This is a genomic window from Rahnella victoriana, from assembly GCF_004330295.1.
In the GTDB taxonomy this organism is placed as follows: domain Bacteria; phylum Pseudomonadota; class Gammaproteobacteria; order Enterobacterales; family Enterobacteriaceae; genus Rahnella; species Rahnella victoriana.
Genome location: NZ_SJOJ01000018.1, coordinates 98745 through 115307 on the forward strand (window position 1 = coordinate 98745; position 16563 = coordinate 115307).

Genomic DNA, 16563 nt, shown 5'->3' on the forward strand with positions numbered 1-16563 from the left:
CGTCATAATGATTCTGCTTAGCTGAGTCATTTTCATTTTAGCATTCAAAAAACGCGATATTTCAAACAGATAATCTCTCTGGCCTGAATTCAGGCCGCAAGGCGCTTACTCTGTGCCCCGCTTTAGATTTCGCACAGAAGAAATGTCTGAAAAATTGTGCTTTTCATGCACATTTCATCAGGGTGCTGAAGACTTCTTGGTGCGCCGCGTCGGCAGCGCTTGCGCCGGATTGTCCGGCCACGGATGTTTCGGATAGCGCCCTTTCATTTCTTTCTGCACTTCACGGTACGAGCCCTGCCAGAACGCCGCCAGATCGGCAGTGATCTGCAACGGACGCTGTGCCGGAGACAGCAGTTCCAGTACCACGGCTACGCGGCCTTCCGCCAGTTGCGGGCTGCGTTGCTCGCCGAACATCTCCTGCATTCTCACTGAAAGTGCCGGTGGCTGGTCTGCATGATAACGGATTGGCAGACGACTGCCAGTCGGCACGGTGTAATGGGTCGGTAACGCGCTGTCCAGACGCTGACGCTGTTGCCAGTCCAGCGACCTTAATAAGGCATCATGTAAATCAACCTGTTGCAGCGATTTTAACGAGCGGACGCCCTGTAAAGAAGGCTGTAACCAGCGTTCCAGACCGTCGAGCAAAGCCTGCTCGTCAACCGCTGGCCAGTCCGCTTCCGGCAACCATTTTGCGGCGCAGAGAAGCCGCACGCGCAGTTGTTCTGCTGCCACCGACCAGTTCAGCGCCTCTAAACCCTGCGTGCGGATCCAGTCGATCAGCGCCTGTTGCAGCTCCTCATCGTCCGGTTTTGCCAGCGGGTTGGCTTTCAGCACCAGCCGTCCGATCTGCCAGCGTCGCCAGGCGCGCAACGTGCCTTTTTCCTCATCCCATTCCACCGCCGTCTGTTCTTTAACGACATCGGGCAGGCGCGACGGCAGTTGTGTGATGTCCAGCGCCATCGCCAGCAAAATGCGGGCATCCGGGCTGTTGTTGCCCTGCAATAACTGCGGCGCGACCAGCCACGGCGCCCGGGTTAATCCGTCATCCTGCGGCAGCGAGGCGCCGAGTCCGTTCGCCAGTAAATAGCGGCCGTCTTCACCGCGGCGTTGCGCAATACGATCACTGAATGCCCGCGCCAGTAACCACGGCGCGAGCGAGGCATCCGGCTCACCGCTTTTTGCACCGGTACGCTGCGCCAGCTGTTTTGCCCGCCGCTGCCAGTTGCCCTGCGGACGGCTGAACCAGTAGTCCAGATCCGGCAATCCGCCGCGTGGCGGTTCTTCGAGCATGGCCGCGAGCAGCGCCGCCGTGGCCAGCGCATCGGGGCTTTGTGCAGCGGCTGATATCAGCATCGCCGCCAGCCGTGGCTCACAGCCCAGTTGCGCCATACGCTGTCCGGCGGCGGTGAGTTTGCCCTGCGCACCGGTCGCGCCAAGTTGCTGTAACAGGTTTTTGGCGGCTGACAGCGCGGCGGCCGGTGGCGTATCCAGCCACTGAAGTTGTGCCGGATCCTGACAGCCCCACTGCAATAATTCCAGCCAGAAACTGCTCAGATCGCTTTGCAGGATTTCGGCTTCCGCCTGCGCGCTGGCACGTTCCGCCTGCTCCTTGCTGAACAAATGCCAGCACATGCCCGGCTCCAGACGTCCGGCACGGCCCGCGCGCTGGGTCATCGAGGCCTGACTGATGCGCTGCGTCACCAGCCGCGTCAGGCCGCTGCGCGGATCAAACTGCGCGCTGCGTTCCAGACCGCTGTCGACCACCAGACGGATGCCTTCGATGGTCAGACTGGTTTCGGCAATGTTGGTCGCCAGCACCACTTTGCGGCGTCCGGCGGGGGAAGGCTGAATGGCTTTTTGCTGCTGTTCTAACGACAGCGCGCCGTACAGCGGGCAGAGATCGACATCCTGCGCCAGCCTGCCGGTCAGTAAATTTTGCACGCGGGTGATTTCCGCCACGCCCGGTAAAAACAGCAGCATCGAGCCGTGATTTTCACTCATCAGGCGGCTGACCACGCGCGCGACGCCTTCGTCCAGCCGTTCGTGCGTGGCAAGAGAAAGGTACTGGCGGTCCACCGGAAAACTGCGGCCTGCGGATTCGATCACCGGCGCATCCGGCAGCAAGGAGGACAAACGCAGGTTGTCGAGCGTCGCCGACATAATCAGGATTTTCAAATCATCACGCAGGGCATTTTGCACGTCGAGCAACAGCGCCAGCGCCAGATCGGCCTGCAAACTGCGCTCATGGAATTCATCGAGGATCACCAGCGATACGCCGGACAGTTCCGGATCCGCCTGCACCATGCGGGTGAGAATGCCTTCCGTCACCACTTCGAGGCGGGTCGCGCTGCTGGTTTTGCTTTCGGCACGCATGCGATATCCCACCGTTTGCCCCGGCGTTTCCCCCTGTTGCTGCGCCAGACGGAAAGCGACGTTTTTCGCCGCCAGACGGCGCGGTTCAAGCAGCAGGATTTTGCCCGGCAGGTTAGCCTGTTTCAGCAACTGCAACGGCAACCAGGTGGATTTACCGGCACCGGTCGGTGCCAGCAGCAGGACCTGGGGTGACTGTTGCAGGGCGGCTAAAAGCGGTTCGAGTACGGCGCTGACCGGCAAAGAAGACAATGAATTCTCCATGAGAGTTAACATTAAACGGCGGGCATTGTAGCATTTAGCCCCACATCCGGCATGTTGCCGTGATTTGTCTGCCCAGGAAACGCTATGTCTGCCGAACGCCGCTTGTTTTTTGCTTTATCACTGCCTGCAAAATTGCAGAAACACGTGATTCAATGGCGTGCGGATCAGTTTCCGGCTGAAACAGGGCGTCCGGTCGCGGCGGCCAATCTGCACATTACGCTGGCGTTTCTCGGGGAAGTCAGCGCCATCAAAGAAGCCGCACTGACCCGCGTGGCGGGACGCATTCAGGGGCAGAAATTCAGCCTGCAACTCGATGATATCGGCCACTGGCCGGGATCCGGCGTGGTGTGGATTGGCACAAAGCGCGCGCCCAACGCCTTATTGCAGCTGGCGTCCGTTTTGCGATCTCACGCGGCACGCAACGGTTGCCATCAGAGTACACTGCCGTTTCATCCGCATGTGTCGCTGTACCGCAGCGCGACGCGTCCGGTCGCCATTCCCCCGACCACGCCCGGCTGGCCACTGGAAGCCACTGAATTCAGTTTGTACGAATCCCTGTTTGAGCGGGGGCGTACCCGTTACCGCTGCCTGCAATCCTGGCCGCTGGGCGAAACGTCGTCCGCCTGACGTTGCTTCATTTTATTCAAAGATTTCACACGGAAACTTTCATGCACTTCGAGCCTGCGCTTCAACCTGCCACTCTGGTCAAACGTTACAAACGTTTTCTCGCGGATGTGATCACGCCCGACGGCACGGAACTGACCCTGCACTGCGCCAACACTGGCGCAATGACCGGTTGTGCCACACCGGGCGACACCGTCTGGTATTCCACTTCCGACAATCTCAAACGCAAATATCCGCACAGCTGGGAACTGACCGAAACCCAGCAAAATCACTGGATTTGCGTCAATACGCTGCGGGCAAATCAGCTGGTGCGCGAGGCGATTCTTGAGCAGCGAATAGCGGAATTATCCGGTTACAGTAAATTAACCGCAGAGGTAAAATATGGCGCGGAAAACAGCCGTATAGACTTGATGTTACAGGCAGAAAATCAACCTGACTGCTATATTGAAGTGAAATCTGTCACGTTACTGCAACAGGAAGGGGGATTTTTCCCCGATGCAGTCACACTGCGCGGTCAGAAGCATTTACGCGAATTACAGTCGATGGCAGAACAGGGGCAGCGGGCGGTACTTTTCTTCGCTGTTTTACATTCAGGCATTGAAAGCGTGTCCGCAGCACACCATATTGATCCGCGTTATACCGAATTACTGACGTATGTTCAAAAGAAGGGTGTTGAAGTGATGTGCTACGGTGCTGAACTTTCTGCTGAGGGTATCCGCCTCACAAAAAGATTACCGCTGGTGACGACATCATTGAACGGATAACCCTGTATTAACCTGTCGGCGGCATAAAAAACAGGTCGCGAATACGCTTTTCCTCACAGGCTTGTCAAGCACCTGCGAGGAATAATTGCCAACCTCGTTGCCTTCTGTTATTTATAGCGGCCTGATTTTTTCCCCCGTTGGGGATCGAAATGTTCGAAGCCTGCATGTTGCAGTCATATGCGGCATAAAAAGCGGATGAACATAGTGCGTGTTATGTAGGAGAAGCATCATGCAAGAAGGCCAAACCCGTAAGACGTCGTCCTTGAGCATTCTCGCTATTGCTGGGGTGCAGCCATACCAAGAGAAGCCGGGCGAAGAGTACATGAACGACGCTCAGCTGGCTCACTTCAAAAAGATTCTTGAAGCATGGCGCAATCAGCTCAGGGATGAAGTGGATCGTACCGTTACGCACATGCAGGACGAAGCTGCGAACTTCCCTGATCCGGTCGACCGTGCCGCTCAGGAAGAAGAATTCAGCCTCGAACTGCGTAACCGTGACCGTGAACGTAAGCTGATCAAAAAGATTGAAAAAACACTGAAAAAAGTGGAAGACGAGGATTTCGGTTACTGCGATTCCTGTGGCGTTGAGATTGGCATCCGCCGTCTTGAAGCACGTCCGACTGCTGATTTGTGTATCGACTGTAAGACTCTGGCAGAAATCCGCGAAAAGCAGATGGCTGGCTAAGTCCCGGGTTCCACGCGGTGCGTCATGCACCGCGTTCCCTTTTAAACGCTGTCCCCCATTCTTATGCCGCAAGCACAACACTACACAGGCCGTTTCGCTCCCTCACCTTCCGGTGACCTGCACTTTGGTTCCCTGATCGCCGCCCTTGGCAGTTATCTGCATGCCCGCGCGCAAAATGGCATCTGGCAGGTGCGTATTGACGATATCGATCCGCCGCGTGAAATCCCCGGCTCTGCTGACCGTATTCTGGCGACGCTGGAACGCTACGGGCTGGAATGGGATGGCGAAGTGGTATGGCAATCCAGACGCCACGACGCATACCGCGCCGTGCTCGACGACTTGTTTCAGCAGCAGAAAAGCTATTACTGCACCTGCACCCGCCAGCGTATTGCGCAGACCGGCGGCACTTATGACGGCCACTGCCGTGACCTGAACCTCAGCCCGCAAAACGCCGCCATCCGCCTGCGCCAGACCTTGCCGGTATACGGTTTTGATGATGATTTTCAGGGACATTTGCAGGCCAATGCCAGACTGGCTGAAGAAGATTTTATTATCCGCCGCCGCGACGGGCTGTTTGCCTATAATCTGGCGGTGGTGGTCGATGACCATTTTCAGGGCGTCAATCATATCGTGCGCGGCGCGGATCTGATTGAACCCACCGTGCGCCAGATGTCGCTGTATCAGCATCTGGGTTATCCGCAGCCGGGCTATCTGCATTTGCCGCTGGCGCTTAATGAGCATGGCGACAAGCTTTCCAAGCAAAATCACGCGCCTGCGCTGCCCGAAGGCGATCCGCGACCGGTGATCGTTAACGCCCTGAAATTTTTAGGCCAAACGCTGCCGGAAAACTGGCAGGATCACACTTTGCCTTTATTATTACGCTGGGCAACAACGCACTGGACGCCGTCGCAGATACCCCGTCAGCGCGCTAATGCGCAGCAGATGTGACTTCGGCATTCTCAAAGCGCCTGTCGTGAGCTATGATTAGCCGCTGTTTTTGCGTCACGCCAATTTTTTCAGTCACTATCGAGGTGTACCATTTTTACCCGAGTAGCCAATTTTTGCCGTAAGGTGCTAGTTCGTGAAGATAAAGTCGTTCGTGAAGAAAAGGCTGTTCATGACGACGCCGCGCTTCAAGGAGAACCCCGTCGCGAGGAGAATTCCCGTCGTGATCCGTCTCCTGTGGCCGAAGGCAATGTGAAGGCAAAAAATCCTGAACGTCGTGACGACGAACAACGCCGTGAAAACCGCGGCCGTCGGGAAGACAATGCGAACCGCGGTGAGCGCCGCAACAATAACAACCGCCGTTCCTCGACGTATCAGCCGCGTGGCGAACGCACTGACGCCCGTGGCGATCGTCATAACGATCCGCGTGCCGGGCGCAACGAACCGCGTGCCCCGCGTTCTTCTGTCGAACATGTGCAGAAACCGCGCCCGTCATTTGATTACGCCGGTGAAACCCGCGCGATGACCATTATTCCCCGCGATGAGCACAACATCTCTCGTCGCGATATCAGCGAAAACGCCCTGAAAGTCCTGTACCGTCTGAACAAGTCTGGCTTTGAAGCCTTCCTGGTCGGCGGCGGCGTGCGTGATTTGCTGCTGGATAAAAAACCGAAAGACTTTGATATCACCACCAACGCCACGCCGGATCAGGTACGTAAACTGTTCCGCAACTGCCGTCTGGTCGGTCGTCGTTTCCGTCTGGCTCACGTGATGTTTGGCCCGGAAATCATCGAAGTGGCCACTTTCCGTGGTCACCACGAACAACACGAAGAAACCGAAGACAAAAACGTTTCCCAGCAGGCCGTGAACGGTATGCTGCTGCGCGACAACATTTTCGGCACCATTGAAGACGACGCCCAGCGCCGTGACTTCACCATCAACAGCCTGTATTACGGTGTCGCGGACTTTACCGTGCGCGATTACACCGGCGGTCTGCGCGATCTGGAAAATGGCATCATCCGTCTGATCGGTGATCCGGAAACCCGTTACCGCGAAGATCCGGTGCGTATGCTGCGCGCGGTGCGTTTCGCAGCCAAACTGAACATGACCATCAGTCCGGAAACAGCCGGGCCGATCCCACGTCTGGCGACGCTGTTACAGGAAATCCCGCCGGCACGTCTGTTTGAAGAATCGCTGAAGCTGTTGCAGTCCGGTTACGGTCTGGAAACCTATAAAAAGCTTTGCGAATACCAGCTGTTCCAGCCGTTGTTCCCGCTGATTGCCCGCCAGTTTACTGAGCAGGGTGACAGCCCGATGGAACATATTCTGCTGCAGGTGCTGAAAAACACCGACCACCGTTTGCATAACGATCAGCGCGTGAATCCGGCGTTCCTGTTTGCGGCCATGCTGTGGTATCCGGTGATTGAGCATGCTCAGAAACTGGCGCAGGAAGGCGGACTGACTTATTACGACGCGTTCGCACTGGCGATGAACGATGTACTCGACGAGCAGTGCCGTACGCTGGCGATTCCGAAACGTATTACCACACTGGTGCGTGACATCTGGGCGCTGCAACTGCGTCTGTCACGTCGTCAGGGCAAACGTGCGCATAAGCTGATGGAACATCCTAAGTTCCGCGCGGCGTATGATTTACTGGTGCTGCGTGCTGAAGTCGAACAACACCGCGAATTGCAGAGTCTGGCGCAATGGTGGGGCGAGTTCCAGGAAGCGACACCGGCTTCGCAGAAAAACATGCTCGGTACGCTCGGTGACGACGCGGCACCGGCACGCCGTGCACGCACGCGCCGTCCGCGTAAACGGGCTCCGCGTAAGGACGGCGGTCAATGATCCGCGTTTACCTGGCGCTGGGCAGTAATCTTGCCCGTCCGCTTGACCAGGTAAACTGTGCGCTGGAGGCGCTGGCACATTTGCCGCGCACCCGCTTTGTGGCCGCATCCCCGTTTTACCGCAGTAAACCGCTGGGGCCGCAAGATCAACCCGACTATCTGAATGCCGTCGTGGCGCTGGATACGTTATTACCGCCGGAAGAATTGCTCGATTGCACACAGGGGATTGAGCAAAATCAGGGCCGGGTCCGCAAGGCTGAACGCTGGGGACCCCGGACGCTGGATCTGGATATGCTGATTTACGGCGATCAGGTGATCAACACCGAGCGTTTAACGGTGCCGCATTACGACATGAAAAACCGCGAATTTATGCTGTATCCGCTGGCCGATCTGGCACCTGAACTGGTGTTTCCGGATGGCGAAACGCTGCAAAGCCTGCTTGCCCGCGTTCCGCTGAATGGCCTGACGACATGGTAAGTCGCTCAGCGACTTACCCGCACTTCCAGTCCGCCCTCTGCCTTATTTTTATAAACCACCTTCAGATGATGTAACTGCGCGATCCGTTGCACGATCGAAATCCCTAATCCGCTGCCGGTTTGCTCCTGTCCCGGTGGCCGGTAAAAACGCTCTCCCAGACGCGCCAGATGTTCATCACTCATGCCCGGCCCCTGATCTTCCACGGTGATCCCCTGCCCGTCCAGCCGCACGGTGACGCAGGTTCCGGCCGCAGAATAGCGGATGGCGTTATCCAGCAGATTGCGCACCATCAGCGACAGCAGCAGCGATTGCCCGCGCACCGGGAACGGCACGCCCTGATCTTCAAACCGCAGTTCGATGCCTTTACGGTGGGCGCGGTGATCCTGCTCTGCCAGACTTTGGGCGATCAGCATTGACCAGTCGATACGTTCCAGTTCTTCCGGTCGGGAAAAGCTTTCCAGACGCGACAGGGTCAGCAACTGATCCACCAGCCGCGTGGCGCGATCAATACTGGTGGTCAGGTTCTCCAGCGCATGTTCGCGCATCAGGGCATCGTCGCCGGAAAGCTGCACCACTTCCGTCTGCACCCGCAAGGCGGCCAGCGGGCTGCGCAGCTCATGCGCCGCGTCCGAGGTAAACCGGCGTTCGCGCACCAGCATTTCACGGGTACGGTCAAACAGGGAATTCAGCGCGTTCGCCAGCGGCAACACTTCACCGGGCAGCTTTGCGGCATCAATCGGCGTGGCGTCTTCAGGCGAACGCTGACGCAGTCCTTCCGCCACGCGGCGCAGCGGCCGCAGTTCCAGGGTCACCATCACAATCAGCGCCAGTAACAATACCGGCAGCGAGGCCAGCCACGGCGTCAGCTGGCCGCTGACCAGACTCCATGCCATGTCATTGCGGTAATCCTGCTCCTGCCCGACGGCGACGCGATATTGTCCGTCCGGCGAGGTCAGCCAGACCATGCGCCAGGCATCGTCGTCTCCTCTCAGCCCGGCATCGCTAAAGCCCTGCGTGTCACCGTCAAAGCGGATGCGCTTGCCGTTTTCGCCGTCATTGAGCAGCATCCGCCCCTGAAGATTGAAGATGGCAAAGGTCAGCGCATCGTCATCGGTATGACCGCGCGAGCCTTTGCGGACCATTTTTTTGGTGTCCGGCAGTTCGGCATCTTTTTGCAGGTTGAGGCGGTCGCCCAGACCGGTGGCCGCCAGTCGCTTGGCGAACAGCATCTGCTGGGTATCAAAGACTTCGTTGATGTGTTTGCGGGTCTGATGCCAGGCCACACCGCTGGCGATCAGCCAGGTGAGCAGCGCCAGCACCGAAAACAGCAGGATCAGGCGCAGGCGCAGACTCAGGTTTCTCAGTTCCCTCACGCCGGTTCTCCTGCCGGTGCGTCGCCCAGCGTATATCCCACGCCATGCACGGTGCGGATAAAGCCTTTGCCGAGTTTGCTGCGCAGATGGTGGATATGCACTTCCACCGCGTTGCTGCTGACCTCGTCGTCCCAGTTGTAGAGTTTTTCCTGAATCAGCGTTCGCGCCAGCACACGGCCTTTGTTGTTGAGAAACAGCTCCAGCACCGTCACTTCGCGCGGCGTCAGCGTCACCGTCTCGCCGTTAAGCGTCACACTGTGGGCCGCGGGATCGAATTCCACCGCGCCATGGGTCACTTTCGGGGTCACCACGCCGTGACGGCGGCGGATCAGCGCCTGCAATCGGGCGGCCACTTCCACCAGCGCGAACGGTTTACACAGATAATCATCGGCACCAGCCTGCAATCCGCTGACGCGCTCTTCCAGCGCATCGCGCGCGGTCAGGATCAGCACCGGCGTATCGCGACCGGCCTTCCGCCATTCGCGCAGCAACGCCATGCCGTCCATACCCGGCAGGCTGAGATCGAGAACCACGGCATCGTAAGGCGCACTGTCGAGCGCCGCCTTGCCGGTCAGCCCGTCGGTAAACCAGTCGAGCGTAAAACCCAGTTTTGTCAGCCCGGCCCTGATGCCGTCGCCGATCATTTTGTCGTCTTCAATCAGTAGAATTCGCATGGTTCCCTCCGTTTTTTTCATTATAGGCGACGCTTCTTAATCACTTCTTAAGACGGGGATCACCCTGCCGCCTGTCGAACTTGCTGTCTGCCTTCCTGCTCATACAGTAGAATACCGGCATCATATTCATCCGATGAATTATTCAAAGGTACGTGTCATGAAACCCACCACATTGAGCCAGCTTCGCCAATGGAAGCAGGAAAAACATAAATTTGCGACCATTACCGCCTACGACGCCAGTTTCGCGCAGTTGTTTGCGGAACAGGGCATCTCAGTGATGCTGATCGGCGATTCTCTGGGCATGGTCGTTCAGGGGCAGGATTCCACGCTGCCGGTCACGGTAGAAGACATTGCTTATCACACCCGCTGTGTGCGCCGTGGCGCGCCTCAGGCGTTATTGCTGGCTGACCTGCCGTTCATGAGTTACGCCACGCCGGAGCAGGCGTTTGAAAGCGCCGCCGTGCTGATGCGCGCGGGCGGCAATATGGTCAAACTGGAAGGCGGCAGCTGGCTGTGTGACACGGTCCGTATGCTGACCGAACGCGCCGTGCCGGTGTGCGGCCATCTGGGGCTGACGCCGCAGTCAGTGAACATTTTCGGCGGCTATAAAGTGCAGGGTCGCGACGAAGTGGCGGCCAATCAGCTGATCAAAGATGCGATGATGCTGGAAGAAGCCGGGGCGCAACTGCTGGTGCTGGAGTGTGTGCCGGTGGATCTGGCGCGCCGCGTGACCGAAGAACTGAGCATTCCGGTGATCGGCATTGGCGCGGGTAATGTGACTGACGGGCAGATCTTAGTGATGCACGACGCATTCGGCATCACCGGCGGCCATACGCCAAAATTCGCCAAAGACTTCCTCAGCGAAGCGGGCGATATTCGTGGCGCGGTGCGTTTGTATGTCGATCAGGTCGCGCAGGGCGTGTATCCGGGCGAAGAACATTCCTTTAAATAAACGGGAGAAGGCTGGTGCTGATAATTGACAGCGTGGCGCTGCTGCGTCGCGAAATCCGTGATTTCCGCAAGAACAACAAACGCATCGCGCTGGTGCCGACGATGGGCAACCTGCACGAAGGCCACATGACGCTGGTGGAAGAAGCCAAAGCGCGTGGCGACGTGGTGGTCGTGAGTATTTTCGTTAACCCGATGCAGTTTGAGCGTCCGGATGATCTGGAACGTTACCCGCGCACCTTGCAGGAAGATTGCGAGAAGCTGAATAAACGCGGTGTGGATCTGGTGTTTGCCCCTTCTCCGGCAGAAGTGTACCCGAAAGGGCTGGCGACGCAGACGCAGGTCGATGTGCCGATGATTTCCACCATTCTGGAAGGCGCGAGCCGTCCGGGACATTTCCGTGGCGTCTCGACCATCGTCAGCAAGCTGTTCAATCTGGTGCAGCCGCAGGTGGCCTGTTTCGGCCAGAAAGACTTTCAGCAACTGGCGCTGTTGCGCACCATGGTGGAAGACATGGGTTACGACATCGAGATTGTCGGCGTGCCGATTGTGCGCGCTAAAGACGGTCTGGCGCTCAGTTCCCGTAACGGCTATCTGACGGCCGAAGAACGTAAGCTTGCGCCGCAACTGAACAAAATTATGAACGCGCTGGCGGAACGCCTGAGCCAGGGTGAACGCCATACCGACGAAATGTTGCAGGAAACCGCGCAGCAGCTTCGCGAAGCGGGCTTCACACCGGACGAACTGTTTATCCGTGATGCGAAAACCTTGCAGGAATTGTCCGTCGACAGCACCTCAGCGGTGATCCTGATGGCGGCATGGCTGGGTAAAGCGCGGCTGATTGATAATCAGGAGGTTGATCTGACGCAGTAGACAGCGCAGGTCAAATGGGCAACTATGTTGGCCGCCGGAAACTTCGGACTTTTCAGACCGTCCGACCGGCGGATCCCCAGACTTTTTACGCACGAAGGGTCATACGCAATGGTACGTACAATGCTGCAAGGCAAACTGCACCGGGTTCACGTCACTCAGGCAGATTTGCATTACGAAGGCTCCTGCGCCATCGATCAGGACTTTCTCGATGCCTCAGGCATTCTGGAATACGAAGCAATTGATATTTATAACGTTGATAACGGTCAGCGTTTTTCGACATACGCCATCGCGGCAGAACGCGGTTCGCGTATTATTTCGGTCAACGGCGCGGCAGCACGCTGTGCCTGTGTCGGCGACCTGCTGATCATCTGTTCTTACGTGCAGATGTCAGATGAACAGGCCCGCCAGCACCAGCCGAAAGTGGCTTATTTCGAGGGTGAAAACCAGCTGAAACGCACAGCCAAAGCCGTGCCGGTTCAGGTGGCCTGATAAAACGCCTCCCCTTCGCTGAACTGATTTTGGTTTTGCTCCTCCCCCTGCGAAGGGGGAGGTTGGGAGGGGGTTTTAAATACAAAACAAAGAGTTAAAGCACACTTTGAATGTAGTTTTTGACCTTAATACCCCACCCCAACCCTCCCCTTCGCAGGGGAGGGAGCACAGAAAAATCAGCTACGTAAACCTCTGCCGCGCTCGATCAGATACCACGCCAGCAAATAAAACACCGCAATAAACGCCACCAGTACACTCATGGTAAACACCAGCGGCACGTCTGAAATCCCCAGAAAACCGTAGCGGAAACCGCTGATCATGTAGACGATCGGGTTCAGCTTGGACACGGCCTGCCAGATTGGCGGCAGCAGCGACAGCGAGTAGAACACACCACCCAGATAAGTCAGCGGCGTCAGCACAAAGGTCGGGATCAGGCTGATGTCGTCAAACGTGGTCGCAAACACCGCGTTCAGCAGACCGCCGAGCGAGAACAGGATCGCGGTCAGCAGAAGCGTCAGCGCAATGATCCACCAGGAGTGGATCACCAGCGGCACGAAGAACAGCGAGATCGCCGTGACCAGGATCCCCACGCAGATCCCGCGCGCCACACCGCCGCCGACATAACCGGCGATCACCACATGCGTTGGCACCGGCGCGACCAGCAGTTCTTCAATGTTGCGCTGAAATTTGGCGCTGAAGAACGATGAAGCGACGTTGGCGTAGGAGTTAGTGATCACCGCCATCATGATCAGACCCGGCACGATAAACTGCATGTAGGTGAAACCGTGCATGCTGCCAATCTGGGAACCGATCAGATTCCCGAAGATGATGAAATACAAGGTCATGGTGATCACCGGCGGAACCAGCGTTTGGATCCAGATACGGCCAAACCGGTTGATCTCTTTCATCCAGATACTTTTAAGTGCCACCCAATACAATTGCGACATTATTTCTTTTCCTCACTGCCGTTCACCAGCGTGACAAACAGCTCTTCCAGACGGTTCGCCTTGTTACGCATACTCAATACCTGCACACCCTGCTTACTCAGCTGGCTGAACAGGGAGTTCAGCCCCTGCTCGCGCATTACTTCTACTTCCAGCGTTGAGGTATCCGTCAGTTGGCTGCGATAGCCTTCCAGCACCGGCAGCGGGCTTTTCGCACCTAAATCCAGAATGAAGGTTTCCGATTTCAGCTTCGACAGCAGCGCTTTCATGCTGGTGTTTTCCACCAGTTCACCGCCCTGAATGATGCCGATATTACGGCACAGCATTTCCGCTTCTTCCAGGTAGTGCGTGGTCAGAATGATGGTGGTGCCCTGCGCGTTCAGCTCTTTCAGGAAGCCCCACATCGAGCGGCGCAGTTCGATATCCACACCCGCCGTTGGCTCATCAAGGATCAGCAGTTTTGGCTCGTGCATCAGCGCACGGGCGATCATCAGACGGCGCTTCATCCCGCCGGACAACATGCGCGAACGCTCGTTGCGTTTGCCCCACAGATCCAGCTGCGTCAGGTATTTTTCGGCACGTTGCAACGCCAGCGGACGCGGCACGCCGTAATATCCGGCCTGATTGACGACCACCTGCATGACGGTTTCAAACGGGTTGAAGTTAAATTCCTGCGGCACCAGCCCGAGCTGACGTTTGGCGTTGACGATATCTTTATCGATGTCGTAACCAAACACCTGCACTTTACCGGCGGTTTTATTGACCAGTGAACTGATGATGCCAATGGTGGTGGATTTACCCGCACCGTTCGGCCCAAGCAGGGCATAAAAATCGCCGGCTTCGACGCGCAGATCGATTCCACGCAAAGCCTGTACACCACCGGCGTAAGTTTTGGTTAACTTTTCCAGTTCCAATGCATAATTCATAAAGGGAGCGTACCTTCTTGTGAAAACCCTGTTGTAAGAATGAGTAGACGGAGATGCCGAATCAGTTTGAAAAGTCGGGGCATTGCCCTATATTACTCCATCGCAGTCAGCTCGTAATACAGGCTATTAACCTCAATGAACGACATAGAAAGACTCATCAGCAATAACGCAGCCTGGTCCAAAACCATGATTGATGAAGATCCTGGTTTCTTTGAGCGGCTTTCCCAATCTCAAAAACCCCGTTTCCTGTGGATTGGCTGTTCTGACAGCCGTGTTCCCGCCGAGCGCCTGACAGGGCTTGAGCCGGGCGAACTGTTCGTTCACCGTAACGTTGCCAACCTGGTCATCCATACCGACCTTAACTGCCTGTCCGTGGTGCAATATGCTATCGACGTGCTGGAAGTTGAACACGTGATTATCTGCGGTCACTACGGCTGTGGCGGTGTGCAGGCGGCGGTTGAAAACCCTGAACTGGGTTTGATCAATAACTGGTTGTTGCATATCCGGGACATCTGGTACAAACACAGCTCCCTGCTGGGCGAACTGTCGCCAGAAAAACGTCTCGATAAATTGTGCGAACTGAATGTGGTCGAGCAAGTGTATAACCTCGGTCACTCCACGGTGATGCAATCGGCCTGGAAACGCGGCCAGAAAGTCACGCTGCACGGCTGGGTATACGGCATTCTGGACGGACGTCTGCGCAACCTCGACGTCGATGCTACCAGCCGCGAAACGCTGGAACAACGCTACCGTCAGGGCGTCTCCGCCCTGCTCAACGGCGACCCGCAATAACAAGCCGCACTACTCTACAGAAATTCAAAAAACAAAAGGCACAAAAATGTGCCTTTTTTAGTGAGATTTTTTTACATCATCGGCTGTGCTGTGGCTATGCCGTCGCCCTTTCGTTCCAGGCATCTGCGTATTGGATATTACCATCCACATACTTCCAGGTGATTTTCTCATAACGGAATTCTGCGATTTCCATATGATTAAATCTTTCTTTCGAGGCATCTTTGATATCAAACATCACGGGCATCAGGTTAACGACTCTCACGTTTTCCAGCAGAATAGTAAAATATACCACCTCTTGCCCTGCATCGTTGATTCGATAATATTTCAGTTCCACACGCTTAAGCGTTTGCCCTGTAGAAAGCGCTTTGTAGAGATAGGGAGAAGATGAATCGATTTCTTTTTCTATCAGGAATGGGAGGTGCTGGCAGGTTCCGGTGAACTTACCGTTATGGTTATCGGTTGGTATATGTACACTGTGATGCAGTCCTAACACTTCCACACTGTATTCACGGCCTCGAATGTCAACGCCACCCTTAATAATATTGCCGCCATCATCATACAAAAACATATAAACAGGAATGCCCATATTAATTGTCCTCTACAAATCCATTTGATTGTCCGATAGTATTTACAATAGTATCGATACACGCTTTGCTGTTCGGAACCTTATAAAGAGCCTGAATTGCATCAACGACATATTGGTTAAATTCCGGTTCTTTGATGCTATAAAAGGGTAAAGCACATACATTATCGGTACTGAAGGGTAAAGCCCCGCCTTTAAGAAGGGATAGCACACCTGCGGGATTATGTGGAATTGCCGTGGCAGCGGCAGTAGCAAGCGACTCCGCTGAATCAGCATCACTACCGGGCGCTAATAATTCGGCCACATCCAACCAGTTTTGTTCGCCACTGCCTATTTTAGTCAACACATACTGCCATTGGGATTCACCATCTTTGTATAAATCAGCGATAACTGCCTGAGCACCCTGATTTTTTATCTGATAAGTTAACTGCATGGAAGTTTTTTGCATCGTGGCGGCTGCCGAAAATGAAAACATTAATAAAAAAGACAGTAAAATTTTCATCATCTGACCACCAGAATCGTGTCACCGCTATTCATGATTTGTTCACGATTACTTACGCCATCAATGATGATGCAACCATTCGATGCATTGCGTCCGCCCCCCCTTGAACCGCCATGGATTCTGAACAGGTCTCGCCCATATGTATTGGTCCCCAAAATAGGTTCCAATATAATGGTGACAGGCGTAACGGTATTATGTGCTCCTGTTATACGATAATAACCTTTTGGGATTGGACCCTGACTGCTCACAGACTCCATAGCTGGATTATTTATCCCTGCACCATGTCCGCTATAGCCCTGCCTAAAAAGTTGTCCGTTATGGTTCAACTCCCCGGTACTTTGATTATATTCCCATGTCATGATATCCATCCTTGCTTGGTTAATCATGGTGATTTTGTTTGAGACTTTATGAAACATCGCGTTGACGTCATGATTTCCGAAGAGGAAGTCAAAACCCGAATTGCCGAGTTGGGCCGTGAAATCA

The 16563-nt window shown here is 55.6% G+C and carries 18 protein-coding genes and 1 pseudogene; 11 read left to right on the forward strand and 8 right to left on the reverse strand.

Annotated elements, in window-relative coordinates; translation table 11 throughout:
• Positions 1-177 precede the first annotated feature (177 nt).
• Complete coding sequence (gene hrpB / locus EYY67_RS16070) at positions 178-2622, reverse strand: ATP-dependent helicase HrpB (protein WP_131693873.1); 2445 nt, start codon at positions 2620-2622, stop codon at positions 178-180.
• Positions 2623-2718: 96 nt separating this feature from the next.
• Here hrpB and thpR point away from each other — a divergent pair, with 96 nt between their 5' ends.
• The 6 genes from thpR to folK all read left to right on the forward strand — a co-directional run bounded on the left by thpR (position 2719) and on the right by folK (position 7976).
• Complete coding sequence (gene thpR / locus EYY67_RS16075) at positions 2719-3261, forward strand: RNA 2',3'-cyclic phosphodiesterase (protein ID WP_131693868.1); 543 nt, start codon at positions 2719-2721, stop codon at positions 3259-3261.
• Between the two features lie 41 nt (positions 3262-3302).
• Positions 3303-4022 (forward strand): DNA/RNA nuclease SfsA, encoded by a 720-nt coding sequence (gene sfsA, locus EYY67_RS16080; protein WP_095924703.1) that lies wholly within the window; start codon positions 3303-3305, stop codon positions 4020-4022.
• 229 nt (positions 4023-4251) lie between these two features.
• On the forward strand, positions 4252-4707 hold the full coding sequence (gene dksA, locus EYY67_RS16090) for an RNA polymerase-binding protein DksA (RefSeq protein WP_095924702.1): 456 nt from the start codon (positions 4252-4254) through the stop codon (positions 4705-4707).
• Between the two features lie 63 nt (positions 4708-4770).
• Positions 4771-5655 (forward strand): tRNA glutamyl-Q(34) synthetase GluQRS, encoded by an 885-nt coding sequence (gene gluQRS, locus EYY67_RS16095; RefSeq protein WP_131693869.1) that lies wholly within the window; start codon positions 4771-4773, stop codon positions 5653-5655.
• Positions 5656-6174: 519 nt separating this feature from the next.
• Entirely contained in the window at positions 6175-7500 is a 1326-nt protein-coding gene (pcnB, locus tag EYY67_RS16100) for a polynucleotide adenylyltransferase PcnB (protein ID WP_205948428.1), read from the forward strand.
• On the forward strand, positions 7497-7976 hold the full coding sequence (gene folK, locus EYY67_RS16105; protein ID WP_095924700.1) for a 2-amino-4-hydroxy-6-hydroxymethyldihydropteridine diphosphokinase: 480 nt from the start codon (positions 7497-7499) through the stop codon (positions 7974-7976). The genes pcnB and folK overlap by 4 nt, the downstream gene beginning before the upstream one ends.
• Before the next feature lie 5 nt (positions 7977-7981).
• On the opposite strand, the gene qseC is transcribed toward folK, so the two are convergent.
• Positions 7982-9340: a quorum sensing histidine kinase QseC gene (qseC, locus tag EYY67_RS16110; protein ID WP_165497968.1), complete on the reverse strand. Its 1359-nt coding sequence runs from the start codon at positions 9338-9340 to the stop codon at positions 7982-7984.
• A 5-nt stretch (positions 9341-9345) separates the two neighbouring features.
• Entirely contained in the window at positions 9346-10023 is a 678-nt protein-coding gene (qseB, locus tag EYY67_RS16115; RefSeq protein WP_131693871.1) for a quorum sensing response regulator transcription factor QseB, read from the reverse strand.
• Positions 10024-10180: 157 nt separating this feature from the next.
• Here qseB and panB point away from each other — a divergent pair, with 157 nt between their 5' ends.
• From panB to panD, 3 genes are all read left to right on the forward strand, one after another.
• On the forward strand, positions 10181-10975 hold the full coding sequence (gene panB / locus EYY67_RS16120) for a 3-methyl-2-oxobutanoate hydroxymethyltransferase (RefSeq protein WP_119827057.1): 795 nt from the start codon (positions 10181-10183) through the stop codon (positions 10973-10975).
• 14 nt (positions 10976-10989) lie between these two features.
• Entirely contained in the window at positions 10990-11844 is an 855-nt protein-coding gene (panC, locus tag EYY67_RS16125) for a pantoate--beta-alanine ligase (protein ID WP_131693872.1), read from the forward strand.
• Between the two features lie 108 nt (positions 11845-11952).
• Positions 11953-12333 carry an aspartate 1-decarboxylase gene (panD, locus tag EYY67_RS16130; protein WP_015698614.1) on the forward strand — a complete coding sequence of 127 codons (381 nt, stop codon included), beginning with the start codon at positions 11953-11955 and terminating at the stop codon, positions 12331-12333.
• 176 nt (positions 12334-12509) lie between these two features.
• Here the strand turns inward: panD and EYY67_RS16135 are convergent, their stop codons facing one another.
• Both EYY67_RS16135 and EYY67_RS16140 read right to left on the reverse strand, forming a co-directional pair.
• A complete protein-coding gene (locus tag EYY67_RS16135) occupies positions 12510-13280 on the reverse strand; it encodes an ABC transporter permease (RefSeq protein ID WP_095924696.1) in 771 nt (256 codons plus the stop codon).
• Positions 13280-14203 carry an ABC transporter ATP-binding protein gene (locus EYY67_RS16140; protein ID WP_095924695.1) on the reverse strand — a complete coding sequence of 308 codons (924 nt, stop codon included), beginning with the start codon at positions 14201-14203 and terminating at the stop codon, positions 13280-13282. Before EYY67_RS16140 ends, EYY67_RS16135 begins: the two co-directional genes overlap by 1 nt.
• Positions 14204-14338: 135 nt before the next feature.
• Between EYY67_RS16140 and can the strand changes: the two genes are divergently transcribed.
• Positions 14339-14995, forward strand: coding sequence for a carbonate dehydratase (can, locus tag EYY67_RS16145; protein ID WP_095924694.1), 657 nt, complete (start codon positions 14339-14341; stop codon positions 14993-14995).
• Positions 14996-15089: 94 nt separating this feature from the next.
• Here the strand turns inward: can and EYY67_RS16150 are convergent, their stop codons facing one another.
• The 3 genes from EYY67_RS16150 to EYY67_RS24900 are packed head-to-tail and all read right to left on the reverse strand — an operon-like array spanning position 15090 to position 16496.
• Positions 15090-15581, reverse strand: a complete 492-nt coding sequence (locus tag EYY67_RS16150; RefSeq protein ID WP_095924693.1) for an Hcp family type VI secretion system effector — start codon at positions 15579-15581, stop codon at positions 15090-15092.
• Position 15582: 1 nt separating this feature from the next.
• Positions 15583-16083: a hypothetical protein gene (locus EYY67_RS16155; RefSeq protein ID WP_233432895.1), complete on the reverse strand. Its 501-nt coding sequence runs from the start codon at positions 16081-16083 to the stop codon at positions 15583-15585.
• Positions 16080-16496 (reverse strand): tlde1 domain-containing protein, encoded by a 417-nt coding sequence (locus EYY67_RS24900; protein WP_341352857.1) that lies wholly within the window; start codon positions 16494-16496, stop codon positions 16080-16082. Before EYY67_RS24900 ends, EYY67_RS16155 begins: the two co-directional genes overlap by 4 nt.
• Between EYY67_RS24900 and EYY67_RS16165 the strand changes: the two are divergent.
• A pseudogene (locus EYY67_RS16165) lies at positions 16488-16563 on the forward strand (hypoxanthine phosphoribosyltransferase); the annotation flags it as partial. The gene EYY67_RS24900 and the pseudogene EYY67_RS16165 overlap by 9 nt on opposite strands.

Bases quoted from the DNA above. Each gene is read 5' to 3' on its own strand.
- thpR (WP_131693868.1), top strand. From the start codon at position 2,719: ATGTCTGCCGAACGCCGCTTGTTTTTTGCTTTATCACTGCCTGCAAAA.
- sfsA (WP_095924703.1), top strand. From the start codon at position 3,303: ATGCACTTCGAGCCTGCGCTTCAACCTGCCACTCTGGTCAAACGTTAC.
- dksA (WP_095924702.1), top strand. From the start codon at position 4,252: ATGCAAGAAGGCCAAACCCGTAAGACGTCGTCCTTGAGCATTCTCGCT.
- gluQRS (WP_131693869.1), top strand. From the start codon at position 4,771: ATGCCGCAAGCACAACACTACACAGGCCGTTTCGCTCCCTCACCTTCC.
- pcnB (WP_205948428.1), top strand. From the start codon at position 6,175: ATGACCATTATTCCCCGCGATGAGCACAACATCTCTCGTCGCGATATC.
- folK (WP_095924700.1), top strand. From the start codon at position 7,497: ATGATCCGCGTTTACCTGGCGCTGGGCAGTAATCTTGCCCGTCCGCTT.
- qseB (WP_131693871.1), bottom strand. From the start codon at position 10,023: ATGCGAATTCTACTGATTGAAGACGACAAAATGATCGGCGACGGCATC.
- panB (WP_119827057.1), top strand. From the start codon at position 10,181: ATGAAACCCACCACATTGAGCCAGCTTCGCCAATGGAAGCAGGAAAAA.
- panD (WP_015698614.1), top strand. From the start codon at position 11,953: ATGGTACGTACAATGCTGCAAGGCAAACTGCACCGGGTTCACGTCACT.
- EYY67_RS16135 (WP_095924696.1), bottom strand. From the start codon at position 13,280: ATGTCGCAATTGTATTGGGTGGCACTTAAAAGTATCTGGATGAAAGAG.
- EYY67_RS16140 (WP_095924695.1), bottom strand. From the start codon at position 14,203: ATGAATTATGCATTGGAACTGGAAAAGTTAACCAAAACTTACGCCGGT.
- can (WP_095924694.1), top strand. From the start codon at position 14,339: ATGAACGACATAGAAAGACTCATCAGCAATAACGCAGCCTGGTCCAAA.
- EYY67_RS16150 (WP_095924693.1), bottom strand. From the start codon at position 15,581: ATGGGCATTCCTGTTTATATGTTTTTGTATGATGATGGCGGCAATATT.
- EYY67_RS16155 (WP_233432895.1), bottom strand. From the start codon at position 16,083: ATGATGAAAATTTTACTGTCTTTTTTATTAATGTTTTCATTTTCGGCA.
- EYY67_RS24900 (WP_341352857.1), bottom strand. From the start codon at position 16,496: ATGTTTCATAAAGTCTCAAACAAAATCACCATGATTAACCAAGCAAGG.